We start from the raw sequence: 26,030 nt of genomic DNA, 5'->3' as shown, positions 1-26,030 counted from the left end.
TGGTCGCGATGACCAGCGATGGGTGGGTTCGCTCGCGGTGGTCGACAGCCAGGACTCCGACATGGTCGGAGGGTGCGAGCCAGTCGAACCACGCCCCGCGGCGTCGCTGTCGGGGGCCACGTCCCACGGCTGGATGGACCTTCGTGGAGCTATTCGGCGGGACCGTAAACCGTGGTCAGGGCTGCGTCTAGATCGGCGATGAGGTCGTCTGCTGCCTCGAGCCCGACGGCGAGGCGGATGAGGCCGTGGTCACGGAAGGGGGCGTCGAACGCGGAGGCGCGGGCTTCGGCGTAGTTCTCGTAGGCGACGAGCGTTTCGTCGTGGCCCAGGGAGACGGCGGAGGTGATCACGCGCAGGTCGTTGACGAACCGGACGCGGTCCTGGTGAAGGCCCGCGATGGCGAAGGACACGACGCCCCCGGCGCCCCCGCGGAGCTGGGCGCTGGCGCGGGCGTGGTGGGGGTCGCCGGGCAGGCCGGGGTAGGCGACGTGGGCGATGCGCGGGTCGGCGGCGAGGAACTCGGCGATGGCTTGGGCGTTGGCACTGTGCCGTTCGATGCGCAGCGGCAGGGTGATGGTGCCGCGCATGATGAGCCAGGCGTTGAACGGCGAGATGGCCCCGCCCACGTGGTGCAGCGCGCCCGTGCGGATCGCCTCGATCGACGCGCTGGCGCCGACGACGGCGCCGCCCATGGCGTCACCGTGACCGCTGTAGTACTTGGTCAGCGAGTGCAATGTCAGATCGGCTCCGCGGTCGAGGGGCCGGAACAGGGGCGGCGGGGTGAAGGTGGCGTCGACGGTGAGCGTTGCGCCGGCGGCGTGGGCGATGTCGGCCAGGGCGGCGATGTCGGAGACGCGGAGGTCGGGGTTGGCGATGACCTCGGTGTGGATCAGGCGGGTGTTCGGACGAACTGCTGCGCGGACGGCGTCGAGGTCGGTGATGTTGACGAAGTCGACGACGATGCCGAGCTTGGCGGGCAGTAGGGAGTCGAACAGACCCCACACGCGCATATAGGTGACGTTGGAGACGATGGCGTGGTCGCCGGGGTTGAGGATGGTGAAGAACGCGGCGTGCAGGGCGGCCATGCCAGTGCCAAAGACGGCGGCGGCTTCGCCGTGGTCGAGCGCAGCGAGCTTGCGTTCGAGGCCGAGCTGATTGGCGCCGTGCTCGCGGGTGTAGACCAGGCCGCCATAGTCGGAGTCGTCGAGAGTCGTGGGGTCTTCGGGGAGCTGGTAGCTGTTGGCCATCACGATGGGGGTGCGGATGGCGCCGGTGGTGTCGTCGCAACGGTTGCCGCCGTGGACGAACCAGGTGTTGTCGGCGACGGTGCCGGGGTCGTGCTTGTCCGGCCGGCTGGTCTGCTTGGTGGTCATCTTCAGTCCACGCGGCCCTCGTCGGCGGGGAGTCGGCCGTCGCCATAGGTGCCGGTGACCTGACTGATGACGATGCGGTACCCGTCGTACCAGCGGGCAACCCCGGCCTTGGCCTCGAGATGGGCGGGGAGGCGAGCGAGCTTGGCGACGTCGGTCTTGTCGGCGAAGTAGTACATCGCGTTGACCATGCCGTCCTCGGGAGCCAGCCACTTCTCGACCCGCTGGAAACCGGGAAGGCTGCGGGCGTAGTCGTCGATCTGGGCGTCGAGCCGGTGGAAGTCATCGTCGTAGGTTCCCGGCCTGAAGATGAACTGGCAGCACATCATCGGTGATCTCCTGGTCGCCGTCGTACGGGTGAGTTCATGGGGGGTCTGGGTGGACGGAGCTTGGTCAAGGGCGGATGACTCGCCGGGCGGAGTGCACGTTCGGACCGAGCCTCGCGACGTTGGTGAGCAGGTCGTCGGCCACACCGTCGAGGTCCTGATCGGTCATCGGGTCGAGGGCATCGAGGATGAACAGTGCAGCGGTGGTGCCGTCGTGGAGCCGGGTGCGGGTGGCTTGGCGCCAGTTCCAGCGTCGGCAGGTCACGCCGATCTCGTCACACCACACCACCTCGCCGGCCTCGGGGTGCACCACGACGTCGGCTCCGTCCGCGACCGTGTCGAACGGCTCTTCACCGGTCGCCCGGATCAGCCGCGGTGATCCGACGTACCGGTTCAGGTCCTCACCACCAAGCGGCACCTGGTGGATGACTGAGATCGCGTTGTAGATGTCAGTGAGCCGGTTGACCCGGGGCAGACCTGCCTCCGAGCCGGCACGTCGCGTCAGTGCTTCGAGGCTGTTGCGGGTGCGTTGCGGCTTGGCGCCGAACGCCCGATAGGCCTCGCGCCACGACGCGATGTGGGGCAACTCCTCGACCGGTCGGTCGGCCGGCTCACGCACCGACGCCTCCGCGGCGACGAGCAGGGCCTCGCTGTCCTCGTCGCCCGCACCGGGTCTGATGCCGTCGACAGCCAGCAGCATGGCGCGATAGTCCGGGCGCAACTCGAAAACGGAACGGTCGACGTGGGCACCCTTGAGGAACGACCCGAGGTCAGGCATCGCTCCCACCCGCCCTGCCGGACCTGCTCGACTTCGGTGAGGTTCCGACGCCGGGCTCGAAGACCGTCAAGGAGAATCGGGCCGGCTCCGTACCGGCGTTGGCGTACCCGTGGTCGACGTCCCCGGCGAAGCCGACAGCGTCCCCGGCGTTGAGTGTGGCGGCTTGATCGCCGACCTTCACGGTGACCCTGCCTTCGTGAACCTGCAGGAGCTCGCGGGTCCCAGCGAGGTGAGCCTCGCTTGTGTGGGCGTCCCCGACCCCAAGGCTCCAGTCCCACAGCTCGAGGACATCCGGCGGCTGGGTGCCAGCCACCAGCACGCCACGGCCGCCGGCATCGCCGGTCCACAGCGCCGCGCCCTCCCCGCTGCGGGTCACCGTCAGCTGTGCGGTCTTCGGAGGTTCCACCAGTGCTGGCAGCCCGACGCCGAGGGCGTCGCTGAGGCGCAACAACGTGCCCACGCTCGGGTTGGCCGTACCCTGCTCGACATTCACCAGCATCCGACGGCTCACCCCTGCCACCTCGGCCAGCTGGTCAAGCGTCCACCGTCGCGACTGCCGTTCGTGGCGCACGCGACCGCCGATAGCGGACGCCAGCGAAGCCGTACTCTCGTCCATAAGTGCATGATAGTGCACTTATCGTGCATCTAACGCTCGGCCAGCTGTCGGCTCAACTCTCGGAGACGGCACGGGGCCTTACCGACTTCCGGGACAGGGTCTGCTGCATTGACCGTCGGGGCCCTCGCTGCCGAGTGCGTCGTCAGGCAGACCTGATCCGGTCAGTCACGCGCCAAACGAAGGCTGGAGGACAGAAGTGCGGCGGCGGCATGCACGACCCCAACAGAGTCACGGGCGGACATTGCAGCCACTGCACTGAACGACGCGGCCGTGAGCCGCAAGGCACGTGCGTTGGGTGTCAACGGACAGCGGGACTTCCCTGTGGGCGGTCAGGTGATCTCCTTGCTGGCGGACAGTTGATATCCCTGTCCACGGACAACTGATCTCCCTGCGTTGGTTAGGTCAGAGGCACCACTCCTCGTCCGGCGGTGGCTTCGGAGAGGCGCAGTGAGGTGCCCTCGGTGAGCACGACGTGTGCGTGGTGGAGCAGCCTGTCGACGGTGGCTGTGGCCAGAGTCTTGGGCATGATCGTGTCGAACCCGGAGGGGTGCAGGTTGCTGGTGACGGCGATGGAGCGGCGTTCGTAGGCAGCGTCGACGACGCGGTAGAACGCCTCGCCGGCTGCTTGGCCAGCGGGGAGCATGCCGATGTCATCAATCACGATGAGCTCGGCCCTGGTGATCCGGGCGATGGTCTTGGCGACGGATCCATCGACGCTCGCGCGACCGATCGCTGTGGTCAGCGATTCGAGGCTGAACCAGGAGACGCGCATGCCCTCGTCGATGACCTTGTGGGCCAGGGCTTCAACGAAGTGCGTCTTCCCGGTGCCGCTGGGGCCAGCGACGGCGAGGTTCTCGGCCCGGCCGACCCATTCCAGGGTGGCGAGGCCGGTCTGGGTGCCGGGTGGGATGGAGGAGTCGGTCTCGCGCCAGGACTCGAACGTCTTCCCGGCGGGCAGGCCGGCGGCTTTGCGTCGCATCCTCCTGGTGGCGTCATCACGGCCGCGGATCTCCTCGGTGATCAGGACCCGCAGGACCTCGGCGGGGTCCCAGCGTTGCGCCCGTGCGGTGGCCAACACTTCGGGTGCGACGTTGCGAAGGTAGGGCAACCGCATCCGTTTCAAGACCGCGAGGAGTTCCTCGGGCAGCTCCGGCGCCGAGGCCGACTGGGTGCTGAGGGCGGTCGACTGGGGACCTCGCGTGGTCGGCGTGGTCATCACTGTTCCTCTTCTAGACCCTCTGGGCGGGCACCGAAGGTTGCCCAGCCGCTGGTGCCGGGTTGGACCGAGTGAGCGTCGTCGGCGACGACCATGCTGGCGATCGAGGCACCGTTCGCGCGGTGGGTCACGATCGCGAGGAGGTCGCCCTCGGCGAACCGGCCGGCTGCGGCAGCAACACCCAACGCAGCGTCGACCGGTCCGGTCCCGACCAGGGCGGCGAGCTCGAGCGCGGCGGTCATCTTCGACCGAACGCGTTGCGCACCCACGGCTGCAGCTTCGATCAGCCACGAGTGCGCGCCCGGTCCCAACCCGAGGAACGCTTTCTCCTGGTCACTGCGGCCCTTCGGCTGCGGTGGCTTCGGGGACCCGTCGGGCTGTTGGGGATGGTCGGGATAGTGGGACAGGTCGATCCGCGGGTTCCCCGGCGTCGAGAGCCGGTGCCGGGCGACTTCGGTGAGCCCTGCCTGGAGGTTGGCAGTGATGACGAGCTCGTCGCCGTCGGCACGGACCCAGACCTCACGACCCACCAGGCCCGACGGGGTGGAGTAGCGCACCGACCCGAACCGAATTGTCTGGTCGGTGTTGACCATGCGGGTCTCACCGAGCGCTGCGGTGAATGGTGCCACCGGTATCGGATGCAACCGTGCCTGCTCGATGACCAGCGCCTCGGCCGGGATGCGTGCGGTCTCACGGTGGATCCGGTTGTTGACCTTGACGCAGAACGCCTCACACGCCTCGTCCAGTTCGGCGAACGAGTTGTAGCCGGTCAGCAGGTTCGCCTTGGTCGGGACCAGGTCTGCCTTCGCGATCCGCACGGTGGCTTCGGACCCACCCTTGGACTCAGGGTCGAACGGGACACAGGTATGGATCGTCAGCCCGTAGTGGCGGCCCGCGGCCACGATCATCGGATGCCGGACCGGAACCCGGGCGATGTGCTCGACCGTCACGGTCTTCTCGTTGTCGGTCAACGCATACGTCGGCGCCCCACCCACCCTGCGCAAGGTGGTGTCCAGACACGTCAGCAGGGTCTCGAGTTTGCGGTCCCAGGTCGGCAGGACGACCCGGAATCGCGACCAGGCCAACCACGCGCAGAACAGCAGCGTCTGCCGTGGTCGACCATCAGGACCGAAGACGACCGGCCCGTGGCCCCAGTCGAACTGCAACCACAAACCAGGCTCGGTGATCCAGGGCCGGTACTGACGGCGGTGCCCGTTGCGCCAGGCCTGCTTGGCGTTCGCGACCGCGCGCCGGGTGGTCCGCTCGTCGCCGGTGAATCCCATCGCGGCCAGCCGCTCGTGCAGCACATCGGCACGGACCGTGCCCTCGGACTGCTCGACCAGTTCCTCGATCTTCGGCAGGAACGGGTCGATCAACTTCGGACGCTGCACCGGCGCATCGACCGGCTCACCAGCATCACGCTTGGCGACATACCGGCGCACGGTCTTGGGGTCTACCCCCGCCAACAGCGCCGCCGAGTGCGCACACCCGGTGGCATCAAACGCTTCCAGAATCTCCATGATTTCCCTGTCAGACTTCTTCACAGTCCCTCCGGTGAGGCAGCTCGAGCGTGGTTAGAGACCTCGAGCGTTGCCCCGGAGGGACCTTCAATTTCGGACCGACACGACCGGCCCCGTAGTCCGTGGAAGGGAGATCAGCTGTCCGCGGAGAGGGAGATGAAGTGTCCGCCTACAGGGATCTTGGACTGTCCGCTGTCAGTTGGGTTCACCTACGCCGGATCTGCAGGTCATCGCGTAGGCATGCAAGATGTCAACGGCCAAGTTGCGGTCCCCGCTGGTGGCCAACTGAAAGTCCCCACCCTTCGCGGTGAGTTCAGCTGGTCTTGAGTCGTGTTCCTCCGTTCGCTCGGGCCTGTTTCATCCGGTAGGAGTCGCCGTCGGTGACGACGGTGTGGCAGTGGTGCAGGAGCCGGTCGAGCATGCTGACCGCGGTGGTGTGCTCGGGCAGGAACCGTCCCCAGGACTCAAACGGCCAGTGCGACGCGATCCCCAGCGAGCGGCGCTCGTAGGCGGCCGCGACGAAGCGGAACAGCAGCTGTGCCCCGGTGTCGTCCAGCGGGGCGAACCCGAGCTCGTCGACGAGCACGAGGTCATGGCGCAGCAGGTTCTCGATGAGTTTCCCGACCGAGTTGTCGGCCAACCCTCGGTAGAGGGTCTCGACGAGCTCTGCGGCGGTGAAGTACCGGACCCGGTGCCCGGCCTCGACCGCGGCGATCCCCAAGGCGATGAGCGTGTGGGACTTCCCGGTGCCGGCGGGCCCGATCAGGCAGGCGTTCTCCGCAGCGCGGATCCACTCCAAGGAGGAGAGGTAGTCGAACGTCGCGGCCGGGATCGAGGAGGCGGCGACGTCGAAGTCCTCCAGGCGTTTGGCGACCGGGAAGGCGGCTTGTCGCATCCGGGTGCGGACGTTGGACTCGTCGCGGGAGGCGATCTCGGCCTCGACCAGGGTGCGGAGGAACTCCTCGGGCTTCCATCGTTGGGTCTTCGCGGTCACCAGCAGCTCGGGTGCCAGTCGGCGCATCGCGGCCATCTTCAACCGCTTCAGACCCTCGTTCAGGTCCGCGGGCAGCGGCGGCGGAGTCGTCGCGGTCACGACACCTCACCGCCCTCGAGCCCCTCGATCGGCGGCTGGATGGCGTAGGCGTCCAGCGACCTGGTGGGCACCGTGGGCAGGGTCATCACCAGCGCCTGACCCGCGGGTGTGGGCCTGGGGCCATGTCCGTTGGTGGCCAGGATCGAGCGGACGTCGTCGGCGCGCCAGCGGCCGAACGCGACCGCTCGCTCGAGTGCCGCGAGGAGCGGGCCGGTGCCGTGCGCGGCACCCAGGGTGAGGACCTCGGCGATCTCGGTGCCCAGCTTGGTGACCCCGGCCGCTGCGGCCCCGGTCAGGAACTGCTCCGCGACTCCTCCCAGTGCGAGGAACTCCCGCTCGGCAGGCGTCCTGGCGCGTGCTCCCCGGGCCGGCGTGGTGGGGCGTGGCCGGTCGTAGTGAGCATCCTCGATGCTGACCTCGCCCGGCGCCACCAGCCCGTGTTCGGCGTGGACCTCGCCGGTGACCGGCTCGACCACCCGCAGGATCCGGTCGCGTTCGTCGACCAGCACCGTGACGACGGTGCCGATCAGCCGGTTCGGCACCGAGTAGCGGGCCGAGCCGAACCGGATGCAGGACAGCTTGTCGACCTTCCGGGTGGTCGGCTTCGGACCGACCTCCAGCCGCAACGACGGCAACTCGCCCAGCAACTCGACCTCGGTGGCCAGCCGCTGGACCGGAACCGCGTGGATCTCCGAGTGCACCGCCGCGTTGACCTCATCGCACCAGGCGACGGCCCGCTCGTTCAGACCTGCCAGGCCACCGGCCCACGGGTCGTCGTCGAGCTCGAGCGGGACCAGCAGGTCGTCCTTGGCGTAGCCGACCAGGTTCTCCACGATCCCCTTGGACTCCGGGTCAGCGGCATGACAGAAGTCGGGCCGGAACCGGTAGTGGGTCGCGAACCGGACGTAGTCCGGCGACGGGACGACAACGTTCGCGACCACGCCACCCTTCAAGCAGGCCATCCGGTCGGCGAGCACGACCTTCGGGACGCCGCCGAGGGCCTCGAAGCACTCCGCCAGCATCGCCAGCGTGGTGGCCTGCTGCTCATCGGCGGCGAACCGGACGAACCGGAACCGCGACCACGCCAGCACCGCGCAGAAGACGTGGACCTTGCGGCCCGCGAGGACCTTCTCACCCCAGTCGATCGCGAGGACCTCGCCGGGCGACCAGACAGCCGGACGGCGGCCACCCGCACGGACCTGACCCTGACGCCACTCCCGCTTCGCCTGGGCGACCAGGCGCCGGAAGTTGCGGTCCGACCCTTCATAGCCCGCCGCCCGGGCGGTCGGCAGCAGCCGCTTCGCGCTGATCCTCCCAGCAGTCTTGGCGACCTTCTCCGCGACCAGCTCGGCCACGCTCTCGTAGTTCCTGCTCCGCTGGACCCGCACCGGCGGCGCCGAGCCCACACCGCTGGCCTCGTGGGCCTCGATGATCCGTCGCACGGTCTTGTGGGTCGTGCCGCAGATCGCGGCCGCTCCCCGGTAAGTGCCCACGTCTCGGTAGGCGGCAATCACGTCCATTCGTTCCTTCGCGTTCTTCAATGGAGACCCCTGCGTGGTGCTCGGTGACTGGTTGGCACCGCCACCGTCACCACGCAGGGCCCTCACCGTCGGCTACGACACGACGCGAAGGGTGGGGACTTCTATCCGGCCACCAGCGGGGACCCGAACCTGGCCACCAGTGGGGACTTTTTCATGGCCACGGACAGCAAGACGTCGCGCAGTAGGCGACAACCGTTGTGCCGTGGCGTGGGCTTCTTTGGCAGGAGATATCGAGCCTTCCTAGGATCGACGGGGCGGCCTCCCGGAGAGTGTCGGCTCGGATCGTCGAGCCGACCAGCAAGGAAGAGGCCGCCGCCGCAATTCGGCGGCCGATGGTCAATCACAACTGCCGTGACAGGTTCTCAAGGGTGTCTGCATGCTGACGGGTCACGCTTCGGCCGGCCTGAGCGTCCAGCTGATGGCGGTAGGCGGCGCGGATCCCGGCGCTTGCGTTGTGATTACCTCGTGCGTCGGCTCGTTCGGCTCCGTCGAGCTTGCTGCACAGCGAGTGAGTGACGCCGTCCTTCGCTACCCAGCGTTGGGTCAGGGTGCAGAGGCTGGCGTAGGTCACCTCCACCGTGAAGCTGGTCGAGGCCATCCGCGTGTTGTCGGCGCGGTCAGTGGCCGTCGTCCTGAAGGTGTTGGTGCCTGGCGGCAGATCGGATGCATCGACGTCGATGCCCGTGCACCCCGCCAGGATTCCGAGAGGGTCGGAGGCGGTACACCCGATGTGGATGTTGTTGGTCGACCGCGTAGCCGGCCGGGTGGCTGGCATAGCTGACGCTCGGGTCGGTGGTGTCGATGTTGATCCCGGAGACGGCGAACCTGACCCCATGCCCGCCCCCCGGTCCCGTGGCAGGTCATCGCGCATGATCGCGATGCCGACCGGCACCAACGCCAGTCCGACGCCCTGCAGCGAGCGCGCCAGGATCAGCAACGGCAAGGCCCGGCGGCCGCGCGCTGAACGGGCTCCTCACATTCGACGATGAGCGGGACCAAATCACGTGCATTGCAGGGCCTTGAGGCACTTCGGCCCGATGGTTGCGAAAACCGGCCCTAGGTACAGGTGGCGGGCCTTCGGTGAGCGACCCCGAGTGCTGGTCGATCGAGGTGGAGGGCCGGCGATGCACGTTGATGCCTCCGCCACCGCGTCCACCTGCGTCGGCGATGCGTGTCTCCGCACGCCCTAGTCGCGCAGTACGGGGCCGAGGGCTGATCGCTCGCGGATGCCGAGCTTGCGGAAGACCGAGCGCAGGTGCCACTCGACGGTGCGTACCGAGACACTCAGCACCTCGGCGACCGCCGCGTTGCTCAGCCCCTGCGCAGCCAGGGTGGCCACCCTGGCTTCCGCGGAGGTGAGGGAGGCCGGGCCCGAGACGGCCGCCCGACGAGGGCGCCGCCCGAGCGCACGCAGCTCGCGGCGGGCCCGGGCAGCCACGATCCTAGAGCCGCAGGCTTCGGCCTCCTCCAACGCTTCCATGAGCATGGCGGTCGCCTCGGCGTCACGATCTGCCGTACGCAGCGCCGCTCCGAGATCGCAGCGGGCCCGGACCCGTTCGAGCCGGGCCGAGGTCTCCTCGAGGACGGCAACGGCCTCCTCTAGTAGGTCCAGTCCTCCGCCCTTGACCAGCCCGGCCGCGCGCAATGCTGCACCGATCAGGCGTGGCGCCCCCGAGCGGCGGGCGGCGGCGAGCTCGGTCTCGGCCAGGGCCGCGGCCTCGCCGTCAGCGCCCGTCTCGGAGGCCGCCAGCGCGGCCCAGAGCCGCCACGGGACCTCCGGCCAATCATCGAGACCGCTGCGCTCGAGACTCCTGCCGGTGGCACGGAACGTCTCTAGGGCGCGGATCGGATCGTCGGACTCCAGCTGCAGCCGACCACGGGCGAAGAGCAGGCACGCCTCGCCGAGGATGGTGTCATCGAGATCGACAGCCAGATCGAGTGCCCGCTGCGCCAGCGCGGGCTCGTCGGCCTCGATGGCGCACAGCACCTCATAGGTCGCACTCCACGGCAGCCACATGTGCAGTCCAGTGGCGCGGGCCAGGTCCGTCGCGGCTCTCGCATACGCTGCGGCCTCAGGAAGACGACCCTCGTGGTAGGCCACCATGGCCTGCCACATCTGCAGCATGCCCAGTGTCGCCGGCGGTGGCTCCTCCCCGACGTCGGCGTACACCTCGTCGATCACCTGCCGCGCAAGGGACAGGTGATCGCTGTAGACCAGCGACCCGACGGCCCAGGAGAACCCGCAGTCCCAGGGAGGGGCGCCGTGCAGAGGCCCCGCTGCCATCGCCTGCTCGGCGGCGATGCGCACTGCTTCCCGATCCTGTCGGGTAACGGCCAGGCAGCACGCCCATATGGCGAGCAGCCCGGGCTCGGGCGCCGAGCCCTGCTCGCGGGCCGAGTCCAGGATGGCCCTGACGTCCTGGTCAAAGGCGACACGGTTCTCGGTGACGAAGAAGAGTGCCCCCAGCCGGTCGATCTCGACCCCGCGGCCTCCCGGCGCCGCCCCGGCGGCCTCCTCCACGGCCTGGTTGAACGCCCGGCCGGCCTCCGCCGGCTGCCCGGCGGCGAAGTTGTAGGAACCGAGCAACCGTGCCGCCGTACGCCGGATGTCCGGGTCGAAATCACCCACGATGAGCCGGCTCAGCCGTTGCACCGCGTCGACCGATCCGGTCAACGCCTCGGCACGGCCCAGCTCGAGCAGCACCTGCGCAGTGAGGGCCGACGGGGGCGGCTCGGCCAGCGCCCGACGCAGCAGGTCGATGGCCCTGGTCGGCTCGCCTGCATCGTTGCACTGGCGACCAGCGCTTAGCAGGCTCTCGGCGGCCCACGCGTCGTCACGGCAGACCGAGGACAGAAGATGTGTCGCGATGTCACCGGCTGGTGCGCCCTCGCCGTGCAGCACCTCCGCCGACCGGTGGTGCAACTCGGCTCGGCCGAACGGCGGCATGTCCACCAGCACCGCCTCCCGCACCACGGACGCGACGAAGTCGAGCCGATCTCCCACCGCGGACGGCGGTGCCAGGATCTCGCCCACCGCAAGACCATCGGCCGCCTCGGCAGCAGCCTCGATCGAGAGCCGCGCGACCCGCGCCGCGTGGGGAAGCGAGGCATGCATCCCCAACACAGCCACCGCCCGAGCGAGCACCACGGCGTCATCACCCTGCCGCGTCAGCTCCGTGCGCACCCAGCGGACGATCTCTCGCGGCACCTCTGCGCACGCATTGGTGTGGTCAGCCTGCGCGACTGCGGCCAGAAGGAAAGGATTGCCTCCCGTCCGAGTGCACAACTCCCGCGCTTCCTCGGATGACGGCGGGCGCCCACGGATCCCCGCGATGAGCGACGCAGCGGAGTCATGGCAGAGGGGTGCCAGCTCAATCGCCTCGGCGTCGGAGGTCACCATCAGCTCGTGGATGACGCGTTCGGAGGTTCCCACCAACTCAGCCGCCCGGACCGCGATGACCATACAGGTGTGGCCCGGACCGTCCTGAACCCATCGTCGCAGGCGAAGCAGGGAGCGGGAGTCGATCCAGTGCGCATCGTCGACGAGGAGCACGATGGCGACATCCCCGTCGTGTGCATGGAGCTCCGGCTCCAAGTCGGCAATGGGCGATCCGAGATCGAACTCGTCTCCGCGCCGATGAATGACGGGGAGACCGAGCCTGGTCGCCGCCTCGGCCGCCGCCGCTAGAAGCGCCGTCTTGCCGCTGCCCATCCCACCCTCGACCAGGACCAGTTTCGAGGTGCCACCAGAGACCGCCGCGAGAGCCCCCTCGATCACCTTCACCTCCCGGTAGCGCACACATCGAACCGGACTGTGCAACGGGAGCTCCTGGGGTGACAGGACGACAGACGCTTCCACTGTGCCTCGCTGGGCGCACCGTGTCTCGGAAACCGCCGAACCGGTCCCCCTCGGACAGGTCACACCACAAGAAAACCCCAGTGTCGGCACCGGAAACACCGGTGGTGTCTGCCCTTCCCTTTTCCGATGTCTCCACGCCACCGTGGAGGTGCGCGGCGACCCGCGCCGGGATCCGATCACGACCAACATGCACTGCTGACCCGAATGCATCTCGGTTTGGCCCGGAGTCGATGCGCCCACTGAGGTCGGCCGGAAAACCCGGTACCGGAAGCGCAAACCCCGGTAGTGCCCGACGTTCCCTTACCGATGATTCCGGGCCACGGTGGAGGTGTCCGGCGACCCGCGCCGGGCACGAAAGCAGGAGCACTCATGGCTGCCCGTCGGAATTTGCTGCGCCTCGCCTCGGTCCTGCCAGCCGCGCTTCTCCTCGTTCCGATGGCGCCAGCGTCAGCGACTCCGGACCCCTACGCGGCGCTCACCCTCTCACCGGCCGAGCTGCGTGGGGCCGTGGTCACCACCACCACGGACGTCAAGGCCATGGACGGACGGGTCCAGCGGGCGACGGTCACCACCGTCTACGACACCTCGGGGCACGTGGTGAGTCAGTCGCGGGTGATCACCGATGCGGCCGGCACCGTGACCGAACGGAGCGACCGTCACTCCGAGTACGACGCTCGCGGCCAGCTCATCGACACGGTGTCCACCTTCGACTCGGACGGTGACGGGCCGGGGCCGACCTCCACGGCTGTCGACACGCCCAACTACGACCGGCAGGGCCACCTAACCAGCGAACAGCAGACAGTGGACGACAACGGCGACGGCGTCATCGACCGCACCAACACCTTCGCCTTCGGCAACGACCGCCGGGGCCGGGCCCTCACCACGACGTACGACTACAGCAACTCCAACGAATCGGGGTCGGGCTACGTCCTGACCACGACCTACGACCAGCGGGGCAACGTTCTGGAGTGGGACACGGTGCAGCACGACGAACACGGGGCCGTGCTCCTTCACGACGTCGTGAAGCTCGCCTACGACTCCCGCGGACAGTTGATCAGGCAGACCCAGTCACAGGCCCAGGGGCCAGGAGCGCTCACGCTAATGCAGGATGAGCAGCAGACCTATGACCCCCGGGGCCAGTTGACTCTGCTGAACGCACGCATCGATGACGACGGCGACGGCGTCTACGACCGACAGATAGACGTGCGCAACGACTACGGACAGGCCGGTCGGCTGCTGAGGTCGGTAACCACCAGCACCGATCCCGCCTCTGGAAGGACGACCAACCTGGAGGCAGTGACGTACGGCTACGACAACCGTGGCCGGCAGGTGTCGACCCTGGCCGAGTTCGACACGGATGGCGACGGGGTCCCGGAGGCCACCCAGCGCCTCATCTCGAAGTACGACAGCCAGGGCCGGCTGGAGCACACCACGGGAGACACGCATGACGCCGATGGCCAGCTCGTCGACAACCAGTTCTACGCCTACACCTACGACACCAAGGGCCGGATCAGCTTGGAGTCGTGGACCGATACAGCGAGCGGCAGCACCACCACTGCCACCACCCGCTACGACTACATCGGACGCTCGACAGTCACCTACACCAGCGACGTCGACTATGGGGACGACGGTGTGATCGATGACAGCGTGACGGTCACACGCACCCTCTCCTAGTGGGGCTGACCGCGTTGATGCGGTGGCTTCCCCACAGCTCCAAGGCGCTAGCCCGACCCCATGCCTCGATGGCACCGTTGACCGCTGCGGCGATGCTTCCAGTCGGTATGGGATCGCGGGCGATGACGCCGGTGATCAGGGTCATTGACCCAGAGGTCGAGGCCGGTCGCGTCGAGAAGTCGGTCCCTGCACGCTCACCGACGGACGCGACCGTCCACGTGTGACCACGGTCGCTTACGCGACTCGAGCGCCAAGGGGCGCGGATCTTGCTGCCAAGTGCTACCAAACCGCTCCCGACAACGCCAAAGACGGCTTCCGGATCTCTCCAAAAGCCGCCTCTGACCTGCTGTTTCACCTTGTAGCGGGGGCAGAAACGAAGGAGGGCCGAACCCACGACTATTGGGTTCGGCCCTCCGGGATGTCTTGAGACATCACATTGTAGCGGGGGCAGGATTTGAACCTGCGACCTCTGGGTTATGAGCCTGCTCGAAGGCAGTTCTGGCTGTCCCGCTGCGACCCGAATTGGCGGCCTGACCTGCGGTTTCGCGCTTCAGCTGTCCCGCCCGATCCCACCCATCGCGGCCGGTTCCAGCACGTTTTGGTCACAGAATTGGCCGCACGATCCGGCGATCTCGCGTCCACGTGGTTTCGATTCGAACGCCTGTGGTCCACGTGATGACGCTGCACAAGCTCTCGGCCGGGGACGGGTACACCTACCTGACCCGCCAGGTCGCCTCGGCCGATCGGGCCCGTGCGGCTGGTCAGTCGCTAGCGGACTACTACGTGGCGCACGGCAACCCGCCGGGCGTGTGGATGGGCAAGGGCGCCGAACAGCTGGGCGTGGCCGGCGGTGAGGTCTCCGAGGCGCAGATGCGGGCGCTGTTCGGTGCCGGACTGCATCCGGATGCCGACGCGATGCGCGCGGCGGGCGCAACCGAGGCGGCGGTGCGGCTGGGTGCGCGGTATCCGTCGTACGCCGAGCTGGCGCCGTATCCGGATCGGGTGGCCGCCCGGGTGGCGCAGTTCGTCGAGCAGGCGGGGCGAGAACCGTCCCAGTCCGAGCGGGGCCGGCTGGCGGCCAACGAGGCGCGACGTGGGCGTCGGGCGGTGGCCGGGTTCGATCTGGTGTTCACTCCGGTCAAGTCCGCGTCGGTGTTGTGGGCACTCGGCGGGCCCGCGGTGCGGGCCGAGGTCGAGGCCGCTCACCACGAGGCGGTCGCCTCCACGATCGGCTGGCTCGAGGAGCATGCGGCCTACACCCGCACCGGCCACGGGGGCGTGGCGCAGATCGACGCGAGCGGGCTGGTCTGCGCGGCCTTCGACCATCGTGAGTCGCGTAGCGGCGACCCGGACCTGCACACCCATGTCGCGATTGCGAACAAGGTCTGCGGCATGGACGGCAAGTGGCGCTCCCTGGATGCTCGCGGGCTGTATGGGCTGGGGGTGGCGGCCTCGGAGCGGTACAACACTCGGTTCGAGGACGCGATGGCCCGGCGGCTGGGGGTCCGGTTCGTCGAGCGTCCCGGCGATGCGGGCGGCAAGCGTCCGGTTCGCGAGATCGATGGCGTGCCGGCTGACCTGATCGGGCACTTCTCTCGGCGTCGTGCCCTGATCGAGCAGCGGTACGCCGAGCTGCGCAGCCAGTACCGCAGCGCTCATGGCCGAGAGCCGAATCGGCCCACCCAGCTGCGGCTGGCCCAGCAGGCCACCTTGGAGACCCGTGAGGCCAAGGGTGTCGGGCGCAGCCTGGCCGAGCAGGTCACCGACTGGACCACCCAGGCCCGCACGGTGGTCGGCAGGCGGCGCCTCGAACACCTGGCCGCCGAGTGTGTGCACCGCGACGACCCGGTCACCGCGCTCTCCGACGAGCTCACCGCCGCCGCGGCGAAGCGGGTGGTGCGCAGCGTCGCGACCCAGCGAGCGACCTGGACGATCTGGAACCTCTACGCCGAGACCGAGCGTGCGCTGCGGCCACTGCGCTTCGCGGACGCCCAAGCACGGGAGCAGGCGGTGCGCTCCGTGGTCGAGCAGGCGAGCGGCCCACGGCTGTCGATCCGGATCGCCGAACCGGAGCTGGTCGGTGAGGAGCCGGCTCTGGTCCGGGCCAGTGACAACCAAAGCGTGTTCGTGGCGCACGGCTCCCAGCGCTACACCAGCAGCGAGATCCTCAGCGCCGAGGACGCATTGGTGACCGCGGCGACCTCTGCGAGCGGGCCGCACGTCGAGGACGTCGTCGTGGAGGCCGCGCTTGCGATGCATGAGTCCTCCTGCGGTATCCGTCTGGATCCCGGGCAGCGGACGCTGGTCGAGGAGTTCGCGGCCACCTCGAGGCAGCTGGCGGTCGGCATCGGACCCGCGGGCGCCGGCAAGACGACCGCGATGCGTGCGTTCGCCGAGGTGTGGGGTGCCGCGGACCTGGGCCGGGTGATCCCGCTGGCCTCGAGCTCTCGGGCAGCCGCGGTGCTGGGCGCCGAGCTCGGGATGCGGGCCGAGAACCTGCACAAGTTCCTGCATGAGAACACCCACGCCGAGGGGGGTGACGGCTGGTTCAGGGTCAGCCGCGGGGATGTGCTGTTGGTCGATGAGGCCGGGATGGCCGGCACCTTGCAGTTGGCCGAGCTGCTGGGGGTGGCGTCGGCGGCCGGTGCCGCGGTACGGCTCCTCGGTGATCCGGCGCAGCTCGCCGCCGTCGACGCCGGTGGTGCGCTGAGGCTGCTCGAGGCCGAGGCCGGTGCGGCACACCTGAGCGATCTGCACCGGTTCACCGATCCCGATGAGGGCTCCGCGACGCTGGCCTTGCGCAGCGGATGTCGGGAGGCGCTGGACTTCTACTTCGACCGTGACCGGGTGCGCTCGGGCGCGCGTGACGCGATGCTGGAGGCGGCCTACGACGCCTGGGCCGCCGACGTCCGTGCGGGCAGGACCTCGGTGCTGGTGGCCTCGACCAACAGCGACGTCACCGCACTGAACGCCCGTGCTCGCCTGGAGCGGGTCGATGCCCGACAGGTGGCCTCGAAGGGTGTCGGCCTGCGCGACGGCAACACCGCCGGGGTCGGGGACTGGGTGATCACCCGCCAGAACGCTCGGCTGTTGCGCTACGCCCGAGACCGGTGGGTGCACAACGGCGACAGCTGGCGCGTCGTACGCCGGCACCGCGACGGCGCGCTGACGGTGCGCAACCTGGCCAACCGGCACGCGGTGGTGCTGCCAGCGGCCTATGTCAGTGATTCGGTCGAACTTGCCTACGCGAGCACGGCCCATCGCGTGCAGGGAACCACCACCGACACCGCCCACGCACTCGTGACCACCGAGATGACACGTGAGGCGCTCTACGTGGCCTCCACCCGCGGCCGGCATCACACCGCGCTCTACGTCGCGACCGAGAACGCTGTGGGCCTGGCCTGCGATGACGAACCGGACCCGCCACGCACCGCCCGGGAGGTCCTCGACGCAGTGCTCGCCCGCAGCAGTGGCGAGGACTCCGCGACCGCCACCATCGCCGGGACCGTCACCGCTGCTGGGAGCCTGCCCACCCTGATCAGCCGGTACGAACACGCCCGCACCGTTGCGGCCGACGATGCGCTCCGGCTGGCTGTGGAGACACTCCCCGAGGCCGAACGCCCACGGATCCTGGGCGATCGAGCCGCACCCTTCCTGGCACGGGTGCTCGCCGAGGCCGCCGGCCGAGGGGTGGCACCGCAGCGACTGCTGCGCGCGGCCTACGACCTCGAAGACCTCGACAACGCCCGTTCCCCGGCGCTGGTGCTCGCCACCCGCATTCAGGACCATCCGCGTTCGCTCGGCGCACCCGACCGTGACGCCGGTCAGCGACCACTTCCCTGGCTGCCCGCCCCCGATGTCGGCCATCCCGGCTGGCTGCCCTACCTGCGCGAGCGCGCCGGCCTGATCCGCGACCGCGCCGAGCAGCTCGGCTCCCTGGCAGCGGTCTACCGCGAGCAGTACGACGTCACCGCGACCCAGCAGGGCCCGCTTGGTGAGCCGCCCGAGCCGGGCACCCGACGCGAGGACGCCTACCGGGCCGCCCTGGCCGAGATCGAAGCCTCGCCGCCAGCCCCACCAAGACCGACAGCACCGCCACTCGCGGCGCGGCCGGCCCCCGTCCGAGCCCCTTCCGCCACCCAGCCCTATCGCGGACCGCGGCTGACTCGCTGACCCCATAGCGCCCCATAGGCAGCGCACCGATCTCGGGAGGTCTCGTGCTGCAGTACTCCCCCGCGCCCTCAACCGGCCCCACACCGACCACCGCCACCTACGGCCAGCTGATGCACAGCACCCATGTGCGCGTCGACCAGGCCATCCGGCACTCCTGCGAACACAGCCTCGACGCCCTGGCCGTCCGCGACGAGCTGGCCGGCTACGAACAATTCCTGCATGTCGCCGGCATCCATCTGAGGATGCTGCTCGAGGTCGGCGGCCAGTCAGTTCCCGGGACACGACGCCTAGCGCGCCGGCTCATCATGTCCCCCGGCATGTCGCCGGCGACCGCGTCGGCCGACCGGATGTGGCATTCGGCTGCGCTCCACCTCGGCGCCGCGCACGACATCGTCGCCACCCACATCGACCGCCGCAATCAGCCACGCACACCGGATGTCGAGGACGTCCTGATCACCCCCGGTGGTCTGGAGGCCAGCCGCGCGCTGACCGAGCTGGTCCTCGACGTACTCCCGGCGGGCGAAGCCCTGCTGCAAAGTGCCATCCGGGCCCAGCGGCATACCGATGACAGGCCCGTCGACCGCGGGTTCCACAAGCGGATCCACGGAGCACACCAGGCCATCCGGCTCTACGGCGGCGCAGCCATGTGGGAGCTGCGCGACATCGCCACCAGCCTTGGGCCCTTCGGGATCGACGAGCTCGGGATCGCCCAGCGCCTCAGCCCCGGCCCGTGCTCGGCCTCCTTCGAGAACTCGACGGATGCGCTGCGACTGCTCCGGCAGATCTCCTTCTCCCAAGCACACGCACAGGTCGGCGCGAGCCCGGCCAGCCTCCGCGACCTGACCCAGCTGGGCACCAGCATCCTCGCTGAGCTCCCGACAACCCTGGACGAGCCCGGCTCCGGGCTGGACCGCGTGCGGCGAGCCCACCTCGAAGACCAGCTCGACGCCGCACGTGCCGCCTGGGCCTCCGCCGGCACCGGCCTGACCAAGACCATCCAGGGCGTCACCAAAGCACCACGGGCCTACGCGGACGCGATCCAACGCCTCCGCGACCCCGCGACACTCACGCCACCCGTGCGCATCGCCCTCACCGCGGCCCTTCCCCGATTCGCCACCGAGGCCAGCACCATCGTCCGCGCGCTCAGCCGCGCAGGCTCGCTGGAGAGCCCGCAACGGGTCCCCTGCCAGCTCCGCCACGAATGGCGCCCGATCACCCCCGCCCAAGAAGAAGCACTGGTCAGCGGCTTCACCCTCGCAGCCAGCACATCTCGCCACGTAGTCCGAGCCCTGCGCGACATCGCCCCCCAGCCCGAACGCGACCGACCCGCAGTCACCTCTGCGGCACGCGAGGCACCTCGCCTGGAGGTCCACCGGAGCGCGAGCCGATGAACACGACGCCCCACTCCCCCGAGGTTCTCTTCGCAGCCAACGAGGACGCCGCCACCTACTTCCGCCGCCACCTACTCGGCCCCGAGGCCACCGGACCGAGGGACTACCTGGCCGGACGCGGCTTCGCCCACCTCCTCGATGACACCATCTGGACCGTCGGGCACGCCCCCGCGTCCTGGACCGGCCTGCACGACCACCTCGCCGATCTCGGCTACACCGACGAGACCATGCTCGCCGCAGGCCTGGTCACCACAAGCCGACGCGGCAGCCTCATCGACCGGTTCCGCAACCGCGTCACCTTCGGCATCCGCGACACCGAAGGACACCTCATCGGCTTCACCGGCCGCGCCGCACCCGGCGCCGACCAGACCGTGCCCCGCTACCTCAACACCCCCCGCACCGCCATCTACGACAAGGCCACATCGCTGTTCGGCCTCGGTGAAACGGCATCGCGGATCCGTGAAGGTGCGACACCGGTCCTGGTCGAAGGCCCCCTGGACGCGCTCGCCGTCGACGCCGCCAACAGCGACGGCCCACCCGTGTTCGCTCCGCTCGCCCTGTGCGGCACCGCATTCACCCCCGGCCACGCGCGCCAGCTTGCCGCATCCTCACCCGGAACAATCGTGATTGCCCTCGACCACGACGCCTCCGGCGCCCGCGCAGCGCAATCTGCGTACTTCACGCTGCGCGAGACGCCCTCGAAGCTCCAGGCGCCGAAACGCCAGGACAGCAAGGACCCGGCCGAGATCCTCGGCGCCCACGAGCCATCTGCAGTTCGCGCCCACCTCAACACCGTCACACCGCTGGCCGACCGCATCGTCACCGACCACCTCGCCAACTGGCCCGACATCGACGACAACGCCGAAGCCCGAATCTGCTGCCTCCGGAGCATCGCCAGAGTCGTCAGCCGCATGCAGCCCAGCGACATCAGCCGCCAAGCAGCCCGACTCGCCTCCCACCTCGACCTACCTGGTGAAACGGTGACCCGGGAGCTTTCAACTGCAGTCCACGATGTTGCCAAGGCCCCCACCCACACTCGGCCCCGGCACACCCAGCTACGACGTGAAGGGCCACGACCGCAGGGAACCTGATCCTTCCGTGGGATTACAGAAGGGCGCCTGCAGGTCCCTCACCTGAGGCTTTGCTGTTGCGGCAAACTTCACCACGCATTCATCCCGACGGACGAGTTCCACCGGCTGTTGCCGTGCTCGACCAGACGACCCAATTCGGTCGGCGGGGCGCGATAGCCGGCGTCGTAGCATACGAGCCAATCACGTGGAGAGAAGCCTCGACAGGACCGGGGTGAGGTTACCCGTCTCGAACCGGACGACGCACTTTCCACGTGTCAACGGACAGCGGGACTTCCCTGTGGGCGGTCAGGTGATCTCCTTGCTGGCGGACAGTTGATATCCCTGTCCACGGACAACTGATCTCCCTGCGTTGGTTAGGTCAGAGGCACCACTCCTCGTCCGGCGGTGGCTTCGGAGAGGCGCAGTGAGGTGCCCTCGGTGAGCACGACGTGTGCGTGGTGGAGCAGCCTGTCGACGGTGGCTGTGGCCAGAGTCTTGGGCATGATCGTGTCGAACCCGGAGGGGTGCAGGTTGCTGGTGACGGCGATGGAGCGGCGTTCGTAGGCAGCGTCGACGACGCGGTAGAACGCCTCGCCGGCTGCTTGGCCAGCGGGGAGCATGCCGATGTCATCAATCACGATGAGCTCGGCCCTGGTGATCCGGGCGATGGTCTTGGCGACGGATCCATCGACGCTCGCGCGACCGATCGCTGTGGTCAGCGATTCGAGGCTGAACCAGGAGACGCGCATGCCCTCGTCGATGACCTTGTGGGCCAGGGCTTCAACGAAGTGCGTCTTCCCGGTGCCGCTGGGGCCAGCGACGGCGAGGTTCTCGGCCCGGCCGACCCATTCCAGGGTGGCGAGGCCGGTCTGGGTGCCGGGTGGGATGGAGGAGTCGGTCTCGCGCCAGGACTCGAACGTCTTCCCGGCGGGCAGGCCGGCGGCTTTGCGTCGCATCCTCCTGGTGGCGTCATCACGGCCGCGGATCTCCTCGGTGATCAGGACCCGCAGGACCTCGGCGGGGTCCCAGCGTTGCGCCCGTGCGGTGGCCAACACTTCGGGTGCGACGTTGCGAAGGTAGGGCAACCGCATCCGTTTCAAGACCGCGAGGAGTTCCTCGGGCAGCTCCGGCGCCGAGGCCGACTGGGTGCTGAGGGCGGTCGACTGGGGACCTCGCGTGGTCGGCGTGGTCATCACTGTTCCTCTTCTAGACCCTCTGGGCGGGCACCGAAGGTTGCCCAGCCGCTGGTGCCGGGTTGGACCGAGTGAGCGTCGTCGGCGACGACCATGCTGGCGATCGAGGCACCGTTCGCGCGGTGGGTCACGATCGCGAGGAGGTCGCCCTCGGCGAACCGGCCGGCTGCGGCAGCAACACCCAACGCAGCGTCGACGGGTCCGGTCCCGACCAGGGCGGCGAGCTCGAGCGCGGCGGTCATCTTCGACCGAACGCGTTGCGCACCCACGGCGGCGGCTTCGATCAGCCACGAGTGCGCGCCCGGTCCCAACCCGAGGAACGCTTTCTCCTGGTCACTGCGGCCCTTCGGTTGCGGTGGCTTCGGGGACCCGTCGGGCTGTTGGGGATGGTCGGGATAGTGGGACAGGTCGATCCGCGGGTTCCCCGGCGTCGAGAGCCGGTGCCGGGCGACTTCGGTGAGCCCTGCCTGGAGGTTGGCAGTGATGACGAGCTCGTCGCCGTCGGCACGGACCCAGACCTCACGACCCACCAGGCCCGACGGGGTGGAGTAGCGCACCGACCCGAACCGAATTGTCTGGTCGGTGTTGACCATGCGGGTCTCACCGAGCGCTGCGGTGAATGGTGCCACCGGTATCGGATGCAACCGTGCCTGCTCGATGACCAGCGCCTCGGCCGGGATGCGTGCGGTCTCACGGTGGATCCGGTTGTTGACCTTGACGCAGAACGCCTCACACGCCTCGTCCAGTTCGGCGAACGAGTTGTAGCCGGTCAGCAGGTTCGCCTTGGTCGGGACCAGGTCTGCCTTCGCGATCCGCACGGTGGCTTCGGACCCACCCTTGGACTCAGGGTCGAACGGGACACAGGTATGGATCGTCAGCCCGTAGTGGCGGCCCGCGGCCACGATCATCGGATGCCGGACCGGAACCCGGGCGATGTGCTCGACCGTCACGGTCTTCTCGTTGTCGGTCAACGCATACGTCGGCGCCCCACCCACCCTGCGCAAGGTGGTGTCCAGACACGTCAGCAGGGTCTCGAGTTTGCGGTCCCAGGTCGGCAGGACGACCCGGAATCGCGACCAGGCCAACCACGCGCAGAACAGCAGCGTCTGCCGTGGTCGACCATCAGGACCGAAGACGACCGGCCCGTGGCCCCAGTCGAACTGCAACCACAAACCAGGCTCGGTGATCCAGGGCCGGTACTGACGGCGGTGCCCGTTGCGCCAGGCCTGCTTGGCGTTCGCGACCGCGCGCCGGGTGGTCCGCTCGTCGCCGGTGAATCCCATCGCGGCCAGCCGCTCGTGCAGCACATCGGCACGGACCGTGCCCTCGGACTGCTCGACCAGTTCCTCGATCTTCGGCAGGAACGGGTCGATCAACTTCGGACGCTGCACCGGCGCATCGACCGGCTCACCAGCATCACGCTTGGCGACATACCGGCGCACGGTCTTGGGGTCTACCCCCGCCAACAGCGCCGCCGAGTGCGCACACCCGGTGGCATCAAACGCTTCCAGAATCTCCATGATTTCCCTGTCAGACTTCTTCACAGTCCCTCCGGTGAGGCAGCTCGAGCGTGGTTAGAGACCTCGAGCGTTGCCCCGGAGGGACCTTCAATTTCGGACCGACACGACCGGCCCCGTAGTCCGTGAAGGGAGATCAGCTGTCCGCGGAGAGGGAGATGAAGTGTCCGCCTACAGGGATCTTGGACTGTCCGCTGTCACCACGCTTGGTCGATCTCGCCGGACGCGTGTCGAGGTCGACGCTTAGTGTTGGCGCCGGCCGCGCGACCCAGAATTGGGAGTGACGCTCCCTTCGCTGCCAAGCGGTGTGGAGCCATTGTCATCGGCTAAGAAGAGCATCGGCCGGATCCCGGCGGTCATGCCATCGATCATCGCGTCTCGGTCGACATCCACTTTCAAGCCATGAACAGGCTCCGAGGGCCGTCTCACCAAGCGGATGCGGCAACCCTCAGTGCGATCGGACTGGTCGGAGGCCGCATGAGTGTCTGCAACGCGACACCTATATCGAGCACTTGAAGATCAGTGTCGCAAGTGCCAACAAGGCTCACGCCCGTCGGAAGACCGCTGTCAGGCCCTACGCCGCTCGGCAGGGCGACTACGGGGCTGCCGGTGTAGTCCCAGAGCGCGGTCAGCGCCGCGAGCGACACCGCTGCGGGATTGCCCACGTCGCCGTGTGATGCACGAAGCGGCGCTGTGATCGGACAGGTCGGTTCGAGCACAGCGTTGAGATTTGCGGAAGCCATCCCCTCCTCCCACCGCGCGATCGCCCGCCGCCGGCGCCGCTGTGCCTCGGCGTACCTCTCGGCGTCCAGATGGTCCGCTGCGGCAGCATTCACTAGCGCAGCCACGTCGGGCTGGTACTTACCGGGCTCATTCGTGAGCGTGCGGTGGTAGCGCCACAGGTCCGTGCACAGCAGGGGCATGAAGTCAGCGAAGCCCTCGAGGAGGTCGGCCGGGAAGCGGAACGAGACCAACTCCGCCCCGAGCTCCACGAGCGACTCGGATGCGCGCACCAGCCCCGTGGCGACATCTTCGTCGAGCAACCCGGTCCGGTCGGGCGCCTCACATATTCCGATTCGTATCCCGGAGAGGTCCTCAGGCGGCACCGATCGACGCCCGCCCAGACGATGTCGATCCGAGTCGCTCAACATGAGCATGAATACCCGTGCACAGTCGGAAACCTCACGAGCCATCGGGCCGATGTGGTCGAAGGACGCCGCCAGTGGGATCGACCCCTGGTTCGGAACCAGGCCGTACGTCGGCTTGAACGAGCTGATGCCACAGAGCGCGGCCGGGATCCGGAGAGATCCGGCCGTGTCGGTGCCAAGCGCCAGCGGCACGGCACCACTTGCCACCGCCACAGCCGAGCCTCCGCTTGAGCCACCAGGGGATCTCGCGACGTCCCAGGGATTCGCACACTGGTCTGTCGTGGCACCTGCGGCGAACTCATGCGTGTGGCAGTGACCCACAGCCACAGCACCGGCGCGCTCGAGACGTTTCATGACGAGGGAGCTCTCGTTCCGTGGTCGTCCGTGCAGGCGGTCACTCGACGCCGTCAGCGGGCATCCGGAGACCGCTATGACATCCTTAACCCCGACGGGGAGGCCGAACAGCAGCCGCTGGCGCCGTTCACTCGGGTCGAGTTCGTCCAGCTTCTTTGACACGCCAAGAGCTCGTCCTCGATAGAGCCTGACCCATGCATTCAGTTCCGCGGACGACTCAGCTGCGGCAATCGCACGATAGGCCTCACGTACGACGGATGACGCACCATCAGCGCGAGCCCTTCGCACAGCGGCGCTGACCGGACTGGAAGCGGTGGTCTCGTCCACCTCACCCGGCCTCATTCTCGAAACCAGGCTGGCGGCAGCGGCTGGATCAACGGCCGTTCCACCTCGGGGCGCGATGTTCCGCAAAAGCGCGAGGGCCTTCCTGAGCATCCTGAGAGCTCATCAAGGTGCGGGCCTCACGCTCAGTCTGTGCCCAGCGGGGGTCTTCCCCACGCACAACGGCGCCAACGATCCCCAGAGCAACTCGTTTGGTTGCCTGCACCGACAGTGGCGCATTGCTTGCGATCTGATCCGCAAGATCGAGAGCGGTCGCCACAACATCCTCGACGTCGACCACTCGGTTGACCAAGCCCAGTTCGAGAGCGCGCTCGCTCGTGATGCTGTCACCGGTCAGAAGCAACTCCATCGCGATCTTCTGTGGCATCTGCTGCACCAGGCGGAAGGCACCGCCGGCACCTGCGAAAAGCCCACGCTTGACCTCGGGAAGCCCGAAGACAGCGTTCTTCGCCGCAACGACGAGGTCGCTGGCCAGAGCGATCTCGGTTCCGCCACCCATCGCAAAGCCCTTGACAGCAGCGATCGTGGGCTTGCTGATCGGGTGCGAGACATAGCCGGCAAAACCCCACGTGGCCTCGGGCCCATCGACCGGAACAACGATCTCGCGACGCGCGACTGCCTTGAGGTCTGCCCCTGCGCAGAAAGAGAGATCACCTTGCCCGGTGATGACGACGGCGCGAACATCGGGATCTCGATCGGCTTCGTCCAACGCCCGGCCGACGCCGAGCGACACGGCCAGATTCACGGCGTTGCGCGCTTCGGGCCTGTTGATCGTCACCAACATCACCGCCTCGCGCCTTTCGGTGAGAACCGCCTCGTTCCGAACCACGTCTGGTGCCTTCTGCACGA

General features: G+C 68.5%; 18 protein-coding genes and 1 tRNA gene. 4 read left to right on the top strand and 15 right to left on the bottom strand.

Translation table 11 applies throughout. The annotated features are described in order from the left end of the window. Window positions 1-149: 149 nt before the first annotated feature. The 10 genes from Q9R13_RS17890 to Q9R13_RS17845 form a co-directional block, all read right to left on the bottom strand. On the bottom strand, window positions 150-1,373 hold the full coding sequence (locus Q9R13_RS17890; protein ID WP_310962524.1) for a trans-sulfuration enzyme family protein: 1,224 nt from the start codon (window positions 1,371-1,373) through the stop codon (window positions 150-152). A 2-nt stretch (window positions 1,374-1,375) separates the two neighbouring features. Next, window positions 1,376-1,699, bottom strand: a complete 324-nt coding sequence (locus Q9R13_RS17885) for a hypothetical protein (protein WP_310962523.1) — start codon at window positions 1,697-1,699, stop codon at window positions 1,376-1,378. Between the two features lie 64 nt (window positions 1,700-1,763). Continuing rightward, window positions 1,764-2,474: a B3/B4 domain-containing protein gene (locus tag Q9R13_RS17880; RefSeq protein ID WP_310962522.1), complete on the bottom strand. Its 711-nt coding sequence runs from the start codon at window positions 2,472-2,474 to the stop codon at window positions 1,764-1,766. Further along, window positions 2,467-3,090: a helix-turn-helix domain-containing protein gene (locus tag Q9R13_RS17875; protein ID WP_310962521.1), complete on the bottom strand. Its 624-nt coding sequence runs from the start codon at window positions 3,088-3,090 to the stop codon at window positions 2,467-2,469. The genes Q9R13_RS17880 and Q9R13_RS17875 overlap by 8 nt, the downstream gene beginning before the upstream one ends. Before the next feature lie 397 nt (window positions 3,091-3,487). Beyond that, on the bottom strand, window positions 3,488-4,306 hold the full coding sequence (istB, locus tag Q9R13_RS17870; RefSeq protein WP_310961200.1) for an IS21-like element helper ATPase IstB: 819 nt from the start codon (window positions 4,304-4,306) through the stop codon (window positions 3,488-3,490). Continuing rightward, complete coding sequence (istA, locus tag Q9R13_RS17865; protein WP_310961201.1) at window positions 4,306-5,826, bottom strand: IS21 family transposase; 1,521 nt, start codon at window positions 5,824-5,826, stop codon at window positions 4,306-4,308. Before istA (Q9R13_RS17865) ends, istB (Q9R13_RS17870) begins: the two co-directional genes overlap by 1 nt. A 313-nt stretch (window positions 5,827-6,139) precedes the next feature. Continuing rightward, the gene (gene istB / locus Q9R13_RS17860) at window positions 6,140-6,919 is read right to left on the bottom strand and encodes an IS21-like element helper ATPase IstB (RefSeq protein ID WP_310961606.1); all 780 of its coding nucleotides are present in this window, start codon (window positions 6,917-6,919) and stop codon (window positions 6,140-6,142) included. Next, the gene (gene istA, locus Q9R13_RS17855) at window positions 6,916-8,460 is read right to left on the bottom strand and encodes an IS21 family transposase (protein ID WP_310961607.1); all 1,545 of its coding nucleotides are present in this window, start codon (window positions 8,458-8,460) and stop codon (window positions 6,916-6,918) included. Before istA (Q9R13_RS17855) ends, istB (Q9R13_RS17860) begins: the two co-directional genes overlap by 4 nt. A gap of 340 nt (window positions 8,461-8,800) precedes the next feature. Next, window positions 8,801-9,235, bottom strand: a complete 435-nt coding sequence (locus Q9R13_RS17850; RefSeq protein ID WP_310962520.1) for a hypothetical protein — start codon at window positions 9,233-9,235, stop codon at window positions 8,801-8,803. Between the two features lie 411 nt (window positions 9,236-9,646). After that, entirely contained in the window at window positions 9,647-12,259 is a 2,613-nt protein-coding gene (locus Q9R13_RS17845) for a helix-turn-helix transcriptional regulator (RefSeq protein ID WP_310962519.1), read from the bottom strand. 495 nt (window positions 12,260-12,754) lie between these two features. On the opposite strand from Q9R13_RS17845, the gene Q9R13_RS17840 reads away from it, so the two are divergent. Next, a complete protein-coding gene (locus Q9R13_RS17840; RefSeq protein WP_310962518.1) occupies window positions 12,755-13,993 on the top strand; it encodes an RHS repeat domain-containing protein in 1,239 nt (412 codons plus the stop codon). Window positions 13,994-14,435: 442 nt separating this feature from the next. Here the strand turns inward: Q9R13_RS17840 and Q9R13_RS17835 are convergent. Next, window positions 14,436-14,512, bottom strand: a tRNA-Met gene (locus Q9R13_RS17835). Window positions 14,513-14,668: 156 nt separating this feature from the next. Here Q9R13_RS17835 and mobF point away from each other — a divergent pair. From mobF to Q9R13_RS17820, 3 genes are read left to right on the top strand one after another with little or no spacing between them, the layout of a single operon-like run. Beyond that, window positions 14,669-18,166, top strand: a complete 3,498-nt coding sequence (gene mobF, locus Q9R13_RS17830; RefSeq protein WP_310962517.1) for a MobF family relaxase — start codon at window positions 14,669-14,671, stop codon at window positions 18,164-18,166. A gap of 44 nt (window positions 18,167-18,210) precedes the next feature. After that, entirely contained in the window at window positions 18,211-19,557 is a 1,347-nt protein-coding gene (locus Q9R13_RS17825; protein WP_310962516.1) for a hypothetical protein, read from the top strand. Next, complete coding sequence (locus tag Q9R13_RS17820) at window positions 19,554-20,648, top strand: toprim domain-containing protein (protein WP_310962515.1); 1,095 nt, start codon at window positions 19,554-19,556, stop codon at window positions 20,646-20,648. Before Q9R13_RS17825 ends, Q9R13_RS17820 begins: the two co-directional genes overlap by 4 nt. Before the next feature lie 353 nt (window positions 20,649-21,001). Here the strand turns inward: Q9R13_RS17820 and istB (Q9R13_RS17815) are convergent, their stop codons facing one another. The 4 genes from istB (Q9R13_RS17815) to Q9R13_RS17800 all read right to left on the bottom strand — a co-directional run bounded on the left by istB (Q9R13_RS17815) (window position 21,002) and on the right by Q9R13_RS17800 (window position 26,010). Further along, window positions 21,002-21,820 carry an IS21-like element helper ATPase IstB gene (gene istB / locus Q9R13_RS17815; RefSeq protein WP_310961200.1) on the bottom strand — a complete coding sequence of 273 codons (819 nt, stop codon included), beginning with the start codon at window positions 21,818-21,820 and terminating at the stop codon, window positions 21,002-21,004. Further along, entirely contained in the window at window positions 21,820-23,340 is a 1,521-nt protein-coding gene (gene istA / locus Q9R13_RS17810; RefSeq protein ID WP_310961201.1) for an IS21 family transposase, read from the bottom strand. The genes istB (Q9R13_RS17815) and istA (Q9R13_RS17810) overlap by 1 nt, the downstream gene beginning before the upstream one ends. A gap of 422 nt (window positions 23,341-23,762) precedes the next feature. After that, the gene (locus Q9R13_RS17805) at window positions 23,763-25,181 is read right to left on the bottom strand and encodes an amidase (protein WP_310965116.1); all 1,419 of its coding nucleotides are present in this window, start codon (window positions 25,179-25,181) and stop codon (window positions 23,763-23,765) included. 31 nt (window positions 25,182-25,212) lie between these two features. Next, window positions 25,213-26,010: a crotonase/enoyl-CoA hydratase family protein gene (locus Q9R13_RS17800; RefSeq protein WP_310962514.1), complete on the bottom strand. Its 798-nt coding sequence runs from the start codon at window positions 26,008-26,010 to the stop codon at window positions 25,213-25,215. Window positions 26,011-26,030: the final 20 nt, after the last annotated feature.

Source organism: Nocardioides marmorisolisilvae (assembly GCF_031656915.1).
GTDB classification, from domain to species: domain Bacteria; phylum Actinomycetota; class Actinomycetes; order Propionibacteriales; family Nocardioidaceae; genus Marmoricola; species Marmoricola terrisoli.
The sequence above is the reverse complement of the archived record's forward strand: the minus strand, read 5'-3'. Positions and strand labels throughout refer to the sequence as shown.